Source organism: Bradyrhizobium sp. WBAH42 (assembly GCF_024585265.1).
GTDB lineage: Bacteria > Pseudomonadota > Alphaproteobacteria > Rhizobiales > Xanthobacteraceae > Bradyrhizobium.
The window spans coordinates 1,576,875-1,591,032 of sequence record NZ_CP036533.1 but is presented as its reverse complement, the minus strand read 5'-3'; the positions used below and the strand labels follow the sequence as shown (position 1 = coordinate 1,591,032).

Sequence of the window (14,158 nt, the reverse complement as noted above, 5' to 3'; positions counted from 1 at the left end):
GGCTCACCCCGTCGGCGTGCCCTGCTTCCATTGGCCGCCGGCGATCTTCGCGGCGGCAATCACCGCTTGCGTCCGACTCTCGACGCCGAGCTTTTGCAGGATCGCCGAGACATGGGCCTTGATGGTGGCCTCGGAGACGCCGAGCTCGTAGGCGATCTGCTTGTTGAGGAGACCTTCCGACAGCATCATGAGGACGCGAACCTGCTGCGGCGTCAGCGTCACCAGGCGGTCGCGCAGGCGCGTCATGTCGGGGTCGGCGGCGGCGGAGAGGTCGGTATCGGCGGGAACCCAGATGTCGCCTTCCATCACCTTGAGGATGGCGTCACGCAGGGTCTCGACCCCGAACCGCTTGGGGATGAAGCCGGACGCGCCGAAATCGAGCGAGCGGCGGATCGTGGCGCTGTCGTCGGAGGCCGAGACGATGACGACCGGAATCGCCGGATATTGCGCGCGCAGATAGATCAGGCCGGAAAAGCCGGAGATCCCGGGCATGGAGAGGTCGAGCAGGACGAGGTCGACCTCGGAGTTCTGTTCCAGGAGCTTGGTCAGGTCCTCGAAGGATCCGGCCTCGTCGATCCGGGCCGAGGGGAGGACGCCTGCCACCGCCTGCCGCAGCGCATCGCGGAACAGGGGATGATCATCGGCGATGACGAGGTGAGTCGAAGGAGCGTTCATCGTTCTCTTGCTGTCGTTCGCGCCGGGTCGGCGAACAGATCCCGGGCGGGTCAATTCTTCCCCGAGCGGCCGTGGCATGCAAGTGCACATTATCCCTTTGCTGCAAAGGGGTTAATCCCTGGTCTCGGTGCTTGCGCACCGGCCCCGGATACCACAGCGCCCGTGCGCAAGGCCGAAAGTCGTATTGGGGCGGGTTTCACGCCGATGTTACCTTGTGGTCAAGACCTGGGCTGATCCGGCACGTCCGGACATTCTGGGGGCGCGAGGAAACGTATTTCGGGGAGCGACTCAACATGTCGACAATGGCTGTGTCTCAAGCAGGCGCGGGAGGGATGACGAAGGACGAACGGTTCGTCATTCTCGCCTCCTCGCTCGGTACCGTGTTCGAGTGGTACGACTTCTATCTCTACGGTTCGCTCGCCTCGATCATCGGCGCGCAGTTCTTCTCGGCCTATCCGCCGGCAACCCGCGATATCTTCGCGCTGCTGGCGTTTGCCGCGGGCTTTCTGGTGCGTCCGTTCGGCGCCATCGTGTTCGGCCGCGTCGGCGACATCGTCGGCCGCAAATACACCTTCCTCGTCACCATCCTGATCATGGGCCTGTCGACCTTCATCGTCGGCCTGTTGCCCAACGCGGCCACCATCGGCATCGCGGCTCCGATCATCCTGATCGCGCTGCGCCTCGCCCAGGGCCTGGCGCTCGGCGGCGAATATGGCGGTGCGGCGACCTACGTCGCGGAGCATGCGCCGAACGGCAAGCGCGGCTTCTACACCTCCTTCATCCAGACCACGGCGACGCTCGGCCTGTTCCTGTCGCTGCTGGTGATCCTGTTCACCCGCACCGCGCTCGGCGAGGCCGACTTCGCGGCGTGGGGCTGGCGCATTCCGTTCCTGGTGTCGGTGCTGCTGCTCGGCATCTCGGTCTGGATCCGGCTTCGCCTGAACGAATCGCCGATCTTCCAGAAGATGAAGGAGGAAGGGAAGGGCTCGAAGGCGCCGCTGACGGAGGCCTTCGGCAACTGGCAGAACGGCAAGCTCGTGCTGCTCGCTCTGCTCGGCGGCGTGATGGGCCAGGGCGTGGTCTGGTACACCGGCCAGTTCTACGCGCTGTTCTTCCTGCAATCGATCCTGAAGGTCGACGGCTATACCGCCAACCTGCTGATCGCCTGGTCGCTGCTGCTCGGCACCGGCTTCTTCATCGTGTTCGGCATGCTGTCCGACAAGATCGGCCGCAAGCCGATCATCCTCGGCGGCTGTCTGATCGCGGCGCTGACCTTCTTCCCGATCTTCAAGATGATCACCACCAACGCCAATCCGGCGCTGGAAAAGGCGATCGAGTCGGTCAAGGTCGAGGTGGTGGCCGATCCCGCCGGCTGCGGCGATCTGTTCAACCCGGTCGGCACCCGCGTCTTCACCGCGCCTTGCGACACCGCGCGCGCCTACCTGTCGCAATCGTCGGTCAAGTATGCGACGACGCCGGGTCCGGCCGGCTCGGGCGTGAAGGTCGTGGTCAACGGCAAGGACGTGCCCTACGCCAACGCCAAGGACAGCAACCCGGCGGTTCTCGCCGCGGTGCAGGCGGCTGGCTATCCCAAGGCGGGTGACGCCGGCATCGTGAAGATGTCGCACCCGCTCGACATCTTCCGTCCGCAGGTGGCGGCCATCATCGGCCTGCTGTTCATCCTGGTCCTGTTCGTCACCATGGTGTACGGCCCGATCGCCGCGATGCTGGTCGAATTGTTCCCGACCCGCATCCGCTACACCTCGATGTCGCTGCCCTACCACATCGGCAACGGCTGGTTCGGCGGCCTCCTGCCCGCCACCGCCTTCGCCATCGTGGCCTCGACCGGCGACATCTATGCCGGCCTCTGGTACCCGATCATCTTCGCCTCGATTACCGTGGTGATCGGCTTCCTGTTCCTGCCGGAGACCAAGGACGTCGACATCAAGGCGACCTGATCCGAAGCAGAGATCGACGACACGAAACCGGCCGCGGTCTCCGCGGCCGGTTTTGCTTTGTCTGGTTAGCGGTTGCTGCCAATGAATTGCAGCACGATCTCACGGCGGTGCGGGCGGCTGCGATGCTCGATCAGATAGATCGCCTGCCAGGTGCCGAGCGCGAGCCTGCCGTCCAGGACCGGGACCTGGAGCGACGTCTGCGTCAGCATGGTCTTGACGTGGGCCGGCATGTCGTCGGGTCCCTCGGTGTCATGGGTCCAGCCGGCATTCTCCGGTGCGAGCCGTGACAGGGCCGTGGTGAGATCGACGAGCACGGAAGGGTCGGCGTTCTCCTGGATCGTCAGCGAGGCCGAGGTGTGGCGGATGAACAGCGTCAACGCGCCCTCACCTGCGTGCGCCTCGGCGATGAATTTCGCGGCCTCGCTGGTCAGATCGGTGAAGCCGCGGCCGGGCGTCTGCACGGTGAGCAGCGACGATGTGACGGTGGTAGCCTGCACCGACGACGGTGCGGAGCGTGTGACGGATCTGGCTGATGTCATAGCGGGTCTCGATTGATCGAACATTGCGGTAGGGTGGGCAAAGGCGCGCAAGCGCCGTGCCCACGTCTTCCTTCATTGTCGTAGAGGCATGGTGGGCACGGCGCTTTGCGCCTTTGCCCACCCTACGGCAGCTCGTCACGCCTCAAATCTTCCCTGACACGTCCTTCTGCACGCGGTTGGCCATGTCGATCAGCCGCCGCCAGGCCTTTTCCAGGAACGACATCACGCGGTCGACGTCCTTGTCGCTCGGCAGCGGGATCTCGATCTTGCGCTCGCCCTCGGCGACCTTGGGCTCGGCTTTCTTGAGCTGATCGGATTTCGGCAGCGCCTCGTCGATCTTGCCCGACACCGGCGGTCCCGCCGCGAGCTGTCCCTTCAGCTTCTCGACCTCGGCCTGGAGCCTGCCGATCTCGGCATCGAATGCCGTCCGCTCGTCAGGCACTGCGTAGCAGGCCCAGCCGGCGCCGTTCTTGGTACAGGTCGATACCGTGCCGGTGCGCGTGTCGAGCCGCAGCACGCCCTCGGGAATGGGCGTCATGCTGTAGCGGCCATTTTCGCCGTCGGGCGCCGATTGCGCGGCCACGAGGCCGCCGCTGACGACCATCCCCGCGGCCGCCGCCGCGAGCCATGATGTCGTGGATGTCGTCGCAGGTCTCTTCATTGTCTCCGCCCCGGCGGTGCTGCGGCTGCTGTGCAAGTCTACACCCTTGAGCCGGCAATCCGCCGCCAAAAAACCCGCCCCTGAAATCAACGAACGCGACGGCTTCTTTGATCCCACCAGCGCGGCGAAAGCACGGCTGCATTCGCAGATCATGAGCAGACCTGCTGCGGTGCGGCGTCACGCTGTGTGCAGCGCTGCTGCGCGCGTCAATATCGTCAAGAAAATCAAAGACATAATTGAAAGCGACGCAATCGTGACTTGGCTTGACTTGATTATGGGCCATCAGTATGGTCCGCGCGGCTTTTGAGGGTGACGGGCGTAATTTCCATTCAGCGTTTCGGGTCTTCGTTGCATGACACAGGGCACGGGACACGGCGAAGATGGAGATCGCGATAGATCGTCCGAGGAAGCCGCGCTTTCCGATCGGCTCGGAAATCTTGATCAGCGGTTGTCCGAATTTCGCGACCGCAGGGCCAAGACCGAGCAACCCGCAGGTGACGATGGAGACAAAGCGGCCAGAGCCTCGGCGATGGCGCTTGGTTTTCGGTTATCCTCCGAGTTGGTCGCCGGTGTCGCTGTCGGAGCGGGGATTGGCTGGGGGTTCGACCGTTTGCTGTCGACGTCGCCTTTCGGATTCATCGTGTTCCTGCTGCTGGGCTTCGTCGCCGGCGTGGTGAATGTGGTGAGATCGGCAGGCGCGGGTCAAAACAGGCGCGGTGGTTCGTAAGCTGGTCCCACCAGGAGAGGAATGATCGTGCCGGCCTCGCCGGTACGGGCCGGCCCGGCCGGCAGACCGAGACCCGCCGGCATGCCCGGCAGACCAAGAGATGCCGCGCCGATGAAAATCGATCCGATCCACCAGTTCAACATCGAGCCTCTCTTCACCCTGGGCCATATCGGCAATCACACGATCGCCTTCACCAATTCGTCGCTCTACATGCTGGTCGCGGTTGCGATCATCTCGATCCTGATGCTCGCCAGCGGCTCGCAGCTGGTTCCCGGGCGCCTGCAGTCGGTCGCCGAGATCTCCTACGAGTTCGTGGCCTCGACCATCCGTTCGACGGCCGGCGCGGAAGGCATGAAGTTCTTCCCGCTGATCTTCTCGCTGTTCATGTTCATCTGCGTCTCGAATCTGGTCGGCATCATCCCCTACACCTTCACGGTATCGAGCCATCTGATCGTCACGGCCGGGCTGGCGCTGCTGGTCTTCTTCACCGTGCTGATCTACGGCGTCGCCAAGAACGGCGTGAAGTTCTTCAAGATCTTCGTTCCCCACGGCGTCCCCGGCTACGTCCTGCCGCTGGTCATGTTCATCGAGGTTCTGTCGTTCTTCCTGCGGCCGGTCTCGCACAGCATTCGTCTGTTCGCCAACATGCTGGCCGGCCACATCGCGCTGAAGGTGTTCGCGGGCTTCGTCGCCATGCTGGGCTTCTCGCTCGGCGCCATCGGCTGGGTCGGCGGCGTGCTGCCGCTGGCGCTCACGGTCGCGCTGTACGCTCTCGAGATCCTGGTCGCGTTCCTGCAGGCCTACGTGTTCGCGATCCTGACCTGCATCTACCTCAACGACGCCATTCATCCGGGACACTGAGCGGTCCGGGGAATTTCCACCCACAACCCAATCTTTCTTCCAAGGAGTCTAAAATGGATCCGGCAGCAGCAAAACTTATCGGCGCGGGCATCGCGTGCATCGGCATGGGCGGTGCGGGCGTCGGCGTGGGCGTGATCTTCGGCAACTACCTCGCCGCGGCCGTTCGCAACCCCTCGGCCGCTCAGGGCCAGTTCGGCAACCTGATCTTCGGCTTCGCCGTGACCGAAGCGCTCGGCATCTTCTCGCTGCTGATCGCGCTGCTTCTGCTGTTCGTTTTCTAAAGGAACGACTTCTTCCGCGCCGCTTCATCCGAAGCGGCGCGTGACAGCAACAGGAGTACTCCATGGCCGAGAGTCATGGCGGGGCAAAAGGACCGGCGGCGGGTGCCCACACCGAAGCCGATGGCGGTCATCACAGCGGCGGCTTTCCGCCGTTCGAGAGCAGCACCTTTGCTTCACAGCTGGTGTCGCTCGCGATCTTCTTCGTCCTGCTTTACGTGATCGTGTCCAAGCTCGCGCTGCCGAAGGTCGGCGGTGCGATCGAAGCACGCCAGAACAAGATCGAGGGCGACCTCGGCGAGGCGCAGAAGCTGAAGGACCAGTCCGAAGCTGCGCTGAAGGCCTATGAAAGCGAGCTCGCCTCGGCGCGTTCGCGGGCGCAGGCGATCGGCAACGAATCCCGCGACAAGGCGAATGCGCAGGCGGACGCCGAACGCAAGGCATTGGAAGAGCAGCTGACGGCCAAGCTCGCCGAGGCGGAGAAGACCATCGCCTCGACTCGCACGGCCGCCATGAGCAACGTCCGCGGCATCGCGGCCGACGCGGCAGGCCAGATCGTGCAACAGCTCACCGGGGTCATTCCGGATGCCGCCTCGGTCAATGCCGCCGTTGACGCGTCCTTGAAGGGTTAGTCGAGATGTTCTTCGATCCTGAAACCTGGGTCGCCGTCGCCTTCGTGATCCTGATGATCGTGTTCGGCTATCTCGGCGTCTTCAAGTCGGCGATGACCGCGCTCGATCATCGCGCCGCCCGCATCAAGGCCGAGCTCGACGACGCCGCACGCCTCAAGCAGGAGGCGGCCAAGGTGCTCGCCGACTACAAGGCGCGCAGTGCCACGGCCGAGCGCGAGGCTGCCGACATCATCGCCAACGCCAAGGCCGAGGCCGAGCGCATCGCTGCCGACGCCAAGGCGAAGATGGAAGACTTCGTCGCCCGCCGCACCAAGACCGCCGAGAGCAAGATCGCGCTGGCCGAGGCCCAGGCGCTGGCCGACGTCCGCGCCGCAGCCGCGGAAGCCGCCGTCCAGGCTGCCTCGACCATCCTGTCGCAATCGGTCAAGGGCCAAGTTGCCGACGACCTGCTCGCCAAGGGCATCAACGAAGTCCGGCAGAAGCTGAACTGAGGGATTTGCCTCACCCAATCAAAAAGCCGGCGCGATGAGCGCCGGCTTTTTTGTTTGTCGGGTAACAGCATCCACAATCGCGGTGTCATCACCCGCGGAGGCGGGTGATCCAGTACGCCGAGGTTTCTCGGTTCAAGCACCGCGGCCTCTGGAATACTGGGTTGCCCGCCTTCGCGGGCAATGACAGCTGAGATTGCCGCAAGACCTCAGGTTACTTCTTCTTCCGCGCCTTCGGTTCGGGCGAGAGCGCCTGCGGGTCGAAACCGACATAGAAGATGTAGTTATCGGCGACGGCGGGCGCCGGTGTCGGATAGGCCAGATCCTCGGCGACAAAGGTGAAGGGCACGCTGCCGCCTTCCGACATAGCGACCGTGGTCCGGTAGGCTTTCGAGGCGATCACCTTCTCGCCGACGCCGCCCTGCACGACGGCGATGCGCAGCGGCACCTCGACGGAGGCAGGCGCACCGGCGGGGCCGGCGATGACGCGGCCCTGGATGCCGATCCGGGCCGTGATGCCAGCGCTGCTGCGGGAGCATTCGCGCGCCATCTTGGTGATCGAGGCCTGGAAGCGGATGTCATTGCCGACGGCCGGCTTGCCACTGGCGCCGACCGCGTAGGTCGAGGCCCCCGCGCGCACCGTGACCTGCGGGCAATCGAGGTCGTCTTCGGCCGGCTGCCCGGGCGCAGGCGCCGGCTTCGGCTCGGCCGGCTCGTCGGACTTGCCGCCGAACAGGCTCTTGAAGCGGTCGGTCAATGACTGCGCCGCCGCAGGCGAGACAGACGCCAGCGCAACCGACAACGCCAGTGCGATCCCCGTTCCCAGTCGCAACGCATTCCGCGATGACCGAAGCTCCTGCACCATCGACGCCCGTACTCCATGACAATTGCCCGGCCGATCGCCGGCCGCGGCACGCGGTTATATCGCCAAAATCGGCGAACCCAAGGCAGCAAAAAGGGGGACGCGGCCGCACCAGACGGCCGCTCAGCCGCGGAAATCCTCGTGCAGCAGGCCGAACAGCAGGTGATCCTGCCAGACCCCGTTGATGCAGAGATAACGGCGCGCCAGGCCCTCGCGCGAGAAGCCGCACTTCTCCAGCACCCGGATCGACGGCGCGTTGGTGGGGATGCAGGCGGCCTCGACCCGGTGCAGGTTGAGCTCGCCAAACAGCGTCGGCAGCAGCACCCGCAGTGCGGCCGTCATGTAGCCGCGATGGGCATAGGGCTGGCCGACCCAATAGCCGATGGTACCGGCCTGCACGATGCCTCGCCGGACATTGGCGAGCGTGATGCCGCCGACCAGGGCACCGTCGAGCTCGCGGAAGATCAGAAAGGGATAGGAGCGGTCCGCGGCGATGTCCTCGGCATAGCGGCGCAGGCGGCGGCGGAAGCCGGACCGGGTGAGATCGTCAGACGGCCAGATCGGCTCCCAAGGCGTGAGATAGTCGCGGCTGGTCTCGCGCAAATGCGCCCATTGCAGGAAGTCGGACATTTGCGGCGCACGCAGGAGCAGCCCGTTGCCGCGCGGCGCGAGGGCGGCGGGTCCACTGGATGGCAGGCGAAAGAGGGCCATGGTGATGCTTCCCGGGGCGAGGCAGCCCGCGCGCGGCTCCTAATGCAGCCGCGCCTTGGCGCGCGCCCGGGTCAATCCTTCCGCAAAAGACACCGCCGTGTCCAGACCCCTGCCGCTGCCCAATGCGACAACCGCTGGCCGGCTGCGCGACAGCAGCGCACGGGCCGCGTCCCGCGCCGATTCGATGCTGACGGCATCGATCCGGGCGACCAGTTCCTGCACCGTCTGCGGCCGTCCATAGGCCAGCACATGCCGGGCAAGCTGCTCGGCGCGGGAGGAGCAGCTCTCCAGCGCCATCAGCAGACCCGCCTTCATCTGCGCCTTGGCCCGGGCGATCTCGGCCTCGGTCAGCGTCTCCACCGAATCGTTCATGATGTCGACCACGACCTCCATCATCTCCGGAGCGTCGGCGGGATCGGTGCCGGTGTAGAGGCCGAAGAAGCCGGTGTCGGTGTAGGGCGCGTGGAAGGTGTAGATGGAGTAGCAGAGGCCGCGCTTCTCGCGCACCTCCTGGAACAGGCGCGACGACATTCCGCCGCCGAGGATGTTGGTGAAGACCTGGAGCGAGAACAGCGACGGATCGGACTGCGGCACGCCCTCGAGCGCCAGCGTCAGATGCGCCTGCTCGAGCTCGCGATGCACCACCTTGGTGCCGCCCTGGCCGAATTGAGCGGCCTGCGGCTTCGGCCCCGGCGTCCCCTCGAAGCTCGCAAAACGCTTTTCGACCTCGGCGACGACTTGGGCGTGATTGACCGCGCCGGCCGCCGCCACCACCATGTCCGGCCCGCGATAATGCGTCGAGAGATAGCCGCGCAGCATGTCGCGGTTGAAGGCGCGCAGCGTCTTGGCGGTGCCGAGCAGCGAGCGACCCATCGGCTGGTCGGGATAGCAGAGCTCGTTCAGATGCTCGAACACGACGTCGTCGGGCGTGTCCTGGGCGGCGCCGATCTCCTGCACGATGACGTTCTTCTCGCGCTCCAGCTCGTCGGGCTCGAAGGCGGGATTGGCGAGGATGTCGGCGAGCACGTCGAGCGCGAGCGGCACGTCGGCCTTCAGCACCCGCGCATAATAGGACGTGGTCTCGGTCGAGGTGCCGGCATTGAGGTCGCCGCCGACCGCCTCGATCTCCTCGACGATCTCGCGCGAGGAGCGCTTGGTCGTGCCCTTGAACGCCATGTGCTCCAAGAGATGCGAGATGCCGTGCTCGTTCGGCTTCTCGTCGCGTCCGCCGACACCGGCCCAGACGCCGAGCGCCGCCGTCTCGAGGTGGGGCATCTCGTCGGTGACGACGGTGAGGCCGGAGGCAAGCTTGGACATCTCGACGCTCATCCGGCAACTCCCTGCTTTGCGGCGCGGCTGGCGGACAGCACGAACCGCTCGACCTCGGCCTGATCGTTCTTCATCACCCTCATGTGTTCGGATTTGGTCATCAGGCCGTCGAGCCAGGCCGGCAGTTGCGGCCGCTGGCCGCAGGCCGCCTCGACGGCGTCGGGGAATTTGGCCGGATGCGCGGTGGAGAGCACGATGCTCGGCACCCTCGTATCGGTGGTGTCGCGGTCCGCGACGGCGAGCGCCACGGCGGTATGGGGATCGACCAGCTCGCCGGCTTCGCGCCAGGCAGCGCGAATCGCGGCCGCAGTCTCGGTCTCGTCGGCGCGCCCGGCATCGAACTCCTCGCGGATCGCGGCGAGTGTCGCATCGGGCAGCACGAAGCGCCCGGACTGCTTCAGCTGTTCCATCAGGCGGCGCACGCCGGCGGCATCGCGCCGGCCGGCCTCGAACAGCAGCCGTTCGAAGTTCGAGGAGATCTGGATGTCCATCGACGGCGATGCCGTCGCGTGCACCTCGCGCACCTCGTAGATGCCGGTCTTCAGCGTGCGCGCCAGGATGTCGTTGACGTTGGCGGCGATGCGCAGGGTGCGCACCGGCAGCCCCATGCGCTTGGCGACGTAGCCGGCGAAAATGTCGCCGAAATTGCCGGTGGGAACGACGAAATCGACCGCGCGCGCCGGCGCACCGACCGCGACGGCGGAGGTGAAATAGTAGACCACCTGGGCGACGATGCGCGCCCAGTTGATGGAATTGACGCCGGAGAGCGAGGTCGCGTCGCGGAAGCGATGGTTGTTGAACATCCCCTTCACGAGCGCCTGGCAGTCGTCGAAGGTGCCTTCGATGGCGAGCGCATGGACGTTGGCCGCGCCTGTCGTCGTCATCATCCGCCGCTGCACCTCTGAGATGCGGCCGTGCGGAAACAGCACGATGAGGTCGACGTTCTCGAGGCCGGCAAAGGCTTCGACCGCGGCGCCGCCGGTATCGCCTGACGTCGCGACCACGATGGTGGTGCGCTGGCCGCGCTTTTCGAGCACGTGGTCCATCAGCCGCGAGATCAGCTGCATCGCCACGTCCTTGAAGGCGAGCGTCGGACCGTGGAACAGCTCCAGCACGAGCTGGTGCGGCGACATCTGGCGCAGCGGCACCACCGCAGGATGGCGGAAGGTGGCGTAGGCCTCGTTCGCCATGCGCCCGAGCTCGGCGTCCGAAATCTCGCCGCCGGCAAAGGGACGAATCACGTCGACCGCGACTTCCCAATAGGGACGGCCGAAGAAGCCGGCGATCGTCTCGCTCGGGAGCTGCGGCCACGCCGCCGGCACATACAGGCCACCGTCGCGGGCAAGGCCGGTCAGCATCACGTCACAAAAGCCGAGTTCGGGGGCTTCGCCCCGGGTCGAGATATAACGAGTCAAACTGCCCTCCAAAGGCCGGCCGGTCCGAAGCTCGACCCTTAAGCCTTTGATTTTACGTAGTTACTTGTCAACAGCCAGAGGCTTTGAGCCACCATAGAGTGTTTTGCGGCATCGGGAAACCGCTTCCGGCCTTCCCCTCGCCCAATGAAAAAGGGCTGCGGCATTGCCGCAGCCCTTCTCTTGGAAGGTCTGTCGTTGTGTGCAGACCGGTTTGCTTCGTCGGCGAAGTCGCCCCTCAAAACTGTTCCGGCAAGCTTTCGTCGCCTGTCACGAAATCGTCAAGGCCAAAACCCGCACGTCTCGAAAATGTTCCTATTCTTCCCGACTCGGCTCAGGCTCGTCCCACGCAGGCACAGCCCAATCTCGGCAATGAATTCCGCTTTTTCCCGCATGAGCCATGGGAACGAATACAGCCTCGGTCCATTGTGTCGGCGGATGGCCGTCAGCCCGTTGTCCATGCATTGCCCGGCCAGCGGCGGCGTCGATCCGTCGGCCGAACCGCTGCATCCTGAAGCAGCCGGTTCGGTCGCTGGCAAAGGTCAGTTCAACCCGATTTCCACTGCGATCCGGATCAGGTCGGAATGGTTCTTGGCGCCCAGCTTCTGCTTGAGCAGGGACGTGGTGTTGGCGACGGTCTTGTAGGAGATGCCGAGCGCCTCGGCGACCTCGACGATCTTGTCGCCGCGTCCGAGCAAGCGGAGAATTTCGAGCTCCCGCGGCGTCATCTGCGAAGCCGGGTTGGCCTTGATCGCCGCGCCGGAAAACGTCACGGCTTCCGCAAGCTGCGGTGAGATGAAATTGTCGCCCGCCACCACCTTGCGCACCGCTTTCAGCAGGATCCTGGGGTCGTCGCCCTTGGAGACATAGCCTTGCGCCCCGAGCTCGACGGCCCGCACCACGAAGGCCGGATCGTCGTTCATGCTGAACATGATGATCTTGGCGTCGGGATCATCCTTGCGGATGCGTCGCATTAGCTCGAAGCCGGAGACGTCGGGCAGGCTGATGTCGATCACGGTGACGTCGGGCCGCTTGCTGACATAGGCGCGATGCCCGGATTTGGCGTCGGTCGCCTCGTCGATGCGAATTGAATGGTCGGATGCGAACAGGGTGCGGCAGCCGGACAACACCACGGGATGGTCGTCGACGATCAGGACCCTTGTCGCCAGCTTGGCGGTATCTTGCATCGCGCACTCTCTGTTTTCTCGACTCTTAGACCGGCGGGAATAAATGGAAAGAGCAAATTCCGCCGATGCGCGTTAGAATTGACCTAATGTGGCACCGACTTTCGTTCCGGACACAATTGTTTCTCCCGCTCGGCGCCAGTTTTCTCGCGGCGCTGGTCCTGGGCGGCGTGCTGCTCCAGGTTTTCGCGACGGGCCAGTTGGCGGAGGAGAGCGAGCCGCGACGGCGTTCGACGGAGGCGGTCGCCGCCGCGCTCAACAACGCCTTGAGCGCTTCGGACAATCCGCGGCAGACCCTCGACGCCTTTGTCCATTCCTTGGACACCTCCTCCGATATCCAATTCCGCCGCCTGGGAGCAGGTCCCGCGCCACCGGCGAAGGACGACCTGCGCAAGCCGCATGGCGTGCCGCAATGGTTCATCGACCTTCTCGCTGTTCCCAACATGGACACGGCATTTCCGGTGATGATCAACGGTAAGCGCGTTGGGGACATCGTATTTCTGCAGGACATGTCGGCCGATCTGTTCGAGAAATGGATTGGCCTTCTAGCGCTCGCCAGCCTGCTCGCCGCGCTCATGGTTCTTATCGGCACGATTGCCTATGTCTTGTCGGGATCGGTGCTGCGCCCCCTGCAAGATCTCGGCGAAGGTCTCACGCGAATACGACGGGGCGACTACACCAGGCCGATACCGGTCGGGGGCCCGCCTGAAATCCGGCAAAGCTGCGAGGAGGCGAATGCGCTGGCTGCAACGCTGGCGCATTTGAGCCAGGACAATCGCGATCTGATGCACCGCCTGGTGTCGCTCCAGGATGACGAGCGGCGCGATCTCGCCCGCGAGCTGCATGACGAGCTCGGCCCCCTGCTGTTCAGCATCCGCGCGGGCACGATCGCGCTGAGCGAGGCCTCCCAGCCACAGGGACATCTCGGCAATTCGGCACAGGACCTGCTGCAATCGGTCGAGGCACTGCAGCAGACCAACCGCCGCATCCTCGACCAGCTGCGACCGCTCTATATCGAGGAACTCGGCCTTTCGAGCAGCGTACAGACGCTGCTGCGGAATTTTCGCAAGCAGGCACCTCATATCGTCCTGACGGACGCGATTGATCCCGATCTCAGCGGGATCGGCGGACCGCTGGCGCAGACCGTCTATCGGGTGATCCAGGAGGCACTGACCAACGTGCTGCGACATGCCAACGCCGGCAACGCCCATGTACAGGCGACGGTCGCCGACAAGACGCTCGTCGTCGAGATCTCCGACGACGGCGGCGGTTTTCCTGCGGGCAATGTCTTCGGCCGCGGCCTGACCGGCATGCACGAGCGCGTGCGCGCGCTCAGCGGATCGCTATCGCTGTTGCGCGTGGATGGGCGAACTTACGTGCGCTGTCGCCTTCCGGCGGAGACGATGCGGGAGGCGCCAGCACCAGGCTAGTTCAGCACGCGCAGCCGTGATGCGCATTCTGTCGCGCCGGCTCGCACAGCGTGCTGCGGATCTTGCCATCCGGGCTGAAGCGGAACGAGGCCTGAATGCGCAGCGCGCCGGCGACGGAATATTCGAGGTCGACACCGTGGGACGCGGGATGGATCTCTTCCAGCCCGAAGCCAGCCAGCGAGAAGGTGCTGAGCCGCGGCTGCCAATAGATTTCAAGCTCGCTGCGGCCGCGATAGCGTTCCGTGCCGTTGCACGTGCATTCGAGCTCGGCATCGTCGGCATAGAGGTCGAGCAGCGTCGCAAGATCGCCTCTCCGACAGGCATCCACCCAGTCGACGACAATTCCCATCTGATCGAAATCGCTCACGCCGAAATCCTGTCTGCCGCGAGAAATCTTGAAGCCGGCTTAGG

General features: G+C 64.9%; 17 protein-coding genes. 8 read left to right on the top strand and 9 right to left on the bottom strand.

Going from position 1 to position 14,158, the window contains the following annotated elements; genetic code table 11:
* Nucleotides 1-3: 3 nt before the first annotated feature.
* The gene (locus DCG74_RS07435) at nt 4-675 is read right to left on the bottom strand and encodes a response regulator transcription factor (RefSeq protein ID WP_172786050.1); all 672 of its coding nucleotides are present in this window, start codon (nt 673-675) and stop codon (nt 4-6) included.
* Nucleotides 676-1,007: 332 nt separating this feature from the next.
* Here DCG74_RS07435 and DCG74_RS07430 point away from each other — a divergent pair, with 332 nt between their 5' ends.
* Complete coding sequence (locus tag DCG74_RS07430; protein WP_172786051.1) at nt 1,008-2,633, top strand: MFS transporter; 1,626 nt, start codon at nt 1,008-1,010, stop codon at nt 2,631-2,633.
* A 65-nt stretch (nt 2,634-2,698) separates the two neighbouring features.
* Here DCG74_RS07430 and DCG74_RS07425 read toward each other — a convergent pair whose 3' ends face one another.
* Nucleotides 2,699-3,172, bottom strand: a complete 474-nt coding sequence (locus DCG74_RS07425; RefSeq protein WP_172786052.1) for a secondary thiamine-phosphate synthase enzyme YjbQ — start codon at nt 3,170-3,172, stop codon at nt 2,699-2,701.
* Between the two features lie 142 nt (nt 3,173-3,314).
* Nucleotides 3,315-3,833 (bottom strand): hypothetical protein, encoded by a 519-nt coding sequence (locus DCG74_RS07420; RefSeq protein WP_373569514.1) that lies wholly within the window; start codon nt 3,831-3,833, stop codon nt 3,315-3,317.
* On the opposite strand from DCG74_RS07420, the gene DCG74_RS07415 reads away from it, so the two are divergent.
* The 6 genes from DCG74_RS07415 (at nt 3,808) to gspM (ending at nt 6,822) form a co-directional block, all read left to right on the top strand.
* Nucleotides 3,808-4,140: a hypothetical protein gene (locus DCG74_RS07415; RefSeq protein WP_172786053.1), complete on the top strand. Its 333-nt coding sequence runs from the start codon at nt 3,808-3,810 to the stop codon at nt 4,138-4,140. The genes DCG74_RS07420 and DCG74_RS07415 overlap by 26 nt on opposite strands.
* A gap of 45 nt (nt 4,141-4,185) precedes the next feature.
* Entirely contained in the window at nt 4,186-4,560 is a 375-nt protein-coding gene (locus DCG74_RS07410) for an AtpZ/AtpI family protein (RefSeq protein WP_025033499.1), read from the top strand.
* Between the two features lie 111 nt (nt 4,561-4,671).
* Nucleotides 4,672-5,421 carry a F0F1 ATP synthase subunit A gene (locus DCG74_RS07405; protein WP_172786054.1) on the top strand — a complete coding sequence of 250 codons (750 nt, stop codon included), beginning with the start codon at nt 4,672-4,674 and terminating at the stop codon, nt 5,419-5,421.
* 53 nt (nt 5,422-5,474) lie between these two features.
* Nucleotides 5,475-5,702 (top strand): F0F1 ATP synthase subunit C, encoded by a 228-nt coding sequence (locus tag DCG74_RS07400; protein WP_018643436.1) that lies wholly within the window; start codon nt 5,475-5,477, stop codon nt 5,700-5,702.
* 62 nt (nt 5,703-5,764) lie between these two features.
* Nucleotides 5,765-6,331 (top strand): F0F1 ATP synthase subunit B, encoded by a 567-nt coding sequence (locus DCG74_RS07395; protein ID WP_172786055.1) that lies wholly within the window; start codon nt 5,765-5,767, stop codon nt 6,329-6,331.
* Nucleotides 6,332-6,336: 5 nt separating this feature from the next.
* Nucleotides 6,337-6,822: a type II secretion system protein GspM gene (gspM, locus tag DCG74_RS07390; RefSeq protein ID WP_172786056.1), complete on the top strand. Its 486-nt coding sequence runs from the start codon at nt 6,337-6,339 to the stop codon at nt 6,820-6,822.
* Nucleotides 6,823-7,033: 211 nt separating this feature from the next.
* Here gspM and DCG74_RS07385 read toward each other — a convergent pair whose 3' ends face one another.
* The 5 genes from DCG74_RS07385 to DCG74_RS07365 all read right to left on the bottom strand — a co-directional run bounded on the left by DCG74_RS07385 (nt 7,034) and on the right by DCG74_RS07365 (nt 12,320).
* Nucleotides 7,034-7,684 (bottom strand): hypothetical protein, encoded by a 651-nt coding sequence (locus tag DCG74_RS07385; RefSeq protein WP_172786057.1) that lies wholly within the window; start codon nt 7,682-7,684, stop codon nt 7,034-7,036.
* 120 nt (nt 7,685-7,804) lie between these two features.
* Entirely contained in the window at nt 7,805-8,392 is a 588-nt protein-coding gene (locus DCG74_RS07380; RefSeq protein WP_035996611.1) for a GNAT family N-acetyltransferase, read from the bottom strand.
* Between the two features lie 39 nt (nt 8,393-8,431).
* Nucleotides 8,432-9,721, bottom strand: coding sequence for a pitrilysin family protein (locus DCG74_RS07375; protein ID WP_172786058.1), 1,290 nt, complete (start codon nt 9,719-9,721; stop codon nt 8,432-8,434).
* Nucleotides 9,718-11,136, bottom strand: coding sequence for a threonine synthase (gene thrC / locus DCG74_RS07370; RefSeq protein WP_172786059.1), 1,419 nt, complete (start codon nt 11,134-11,136; stop codon nt 9,718-9,720). Before thrC ends, DCG74_RS07375 begins: the two co-directional genes overlap by 4 nt.
* A gap of 539 nt (nt 11,137-11,675) precedes the next feature.
* The gene (locus tag DCG74_RS07365) at nt 11,676-12,320 is read right to left on the bottom strand and encodes a response regulator transcription factor (protein ID WP_172786060.1); all 645 of its coding nucleotides are present in this window, start codon (nt 12,318-12,320) and stop codon (nt 11,676-11,678) included.
* Between the two features lie 86 nt (nt 12,321-12,406).
* Between DCG74_RS07365 and DCG74_RS07360 the strand changes: the two genes are divergently transcribed.
* Nucleotides 12,407-13,747, top strand: coding sequence for a histidine kinase (locus DCG74_RS07360; RefSeq protein WP_172786061.1), 1,341 nt, complete (start codon nt 12,407-12,409; stop codon nt 13,745-13,747).
* Between the two features lies 1 nt (nt 13,748).
* On the opposite strand, the gene DCG74_RS07355 is transcribed toward DCG74_RS07360, so the two are convergent.
* A complete protein-coding gene (locus DCG74_RS07355) occupies nt 13,749-14,114 on the bottom strand; it encodes a nuclear transport factor 2 family protein (RefSeq protein WP_172786062.1) in 366 nt (121 codons plus the stop codon).
* Nucleotides 14,115-14,158: the final 44 nt, after the last annotated feature.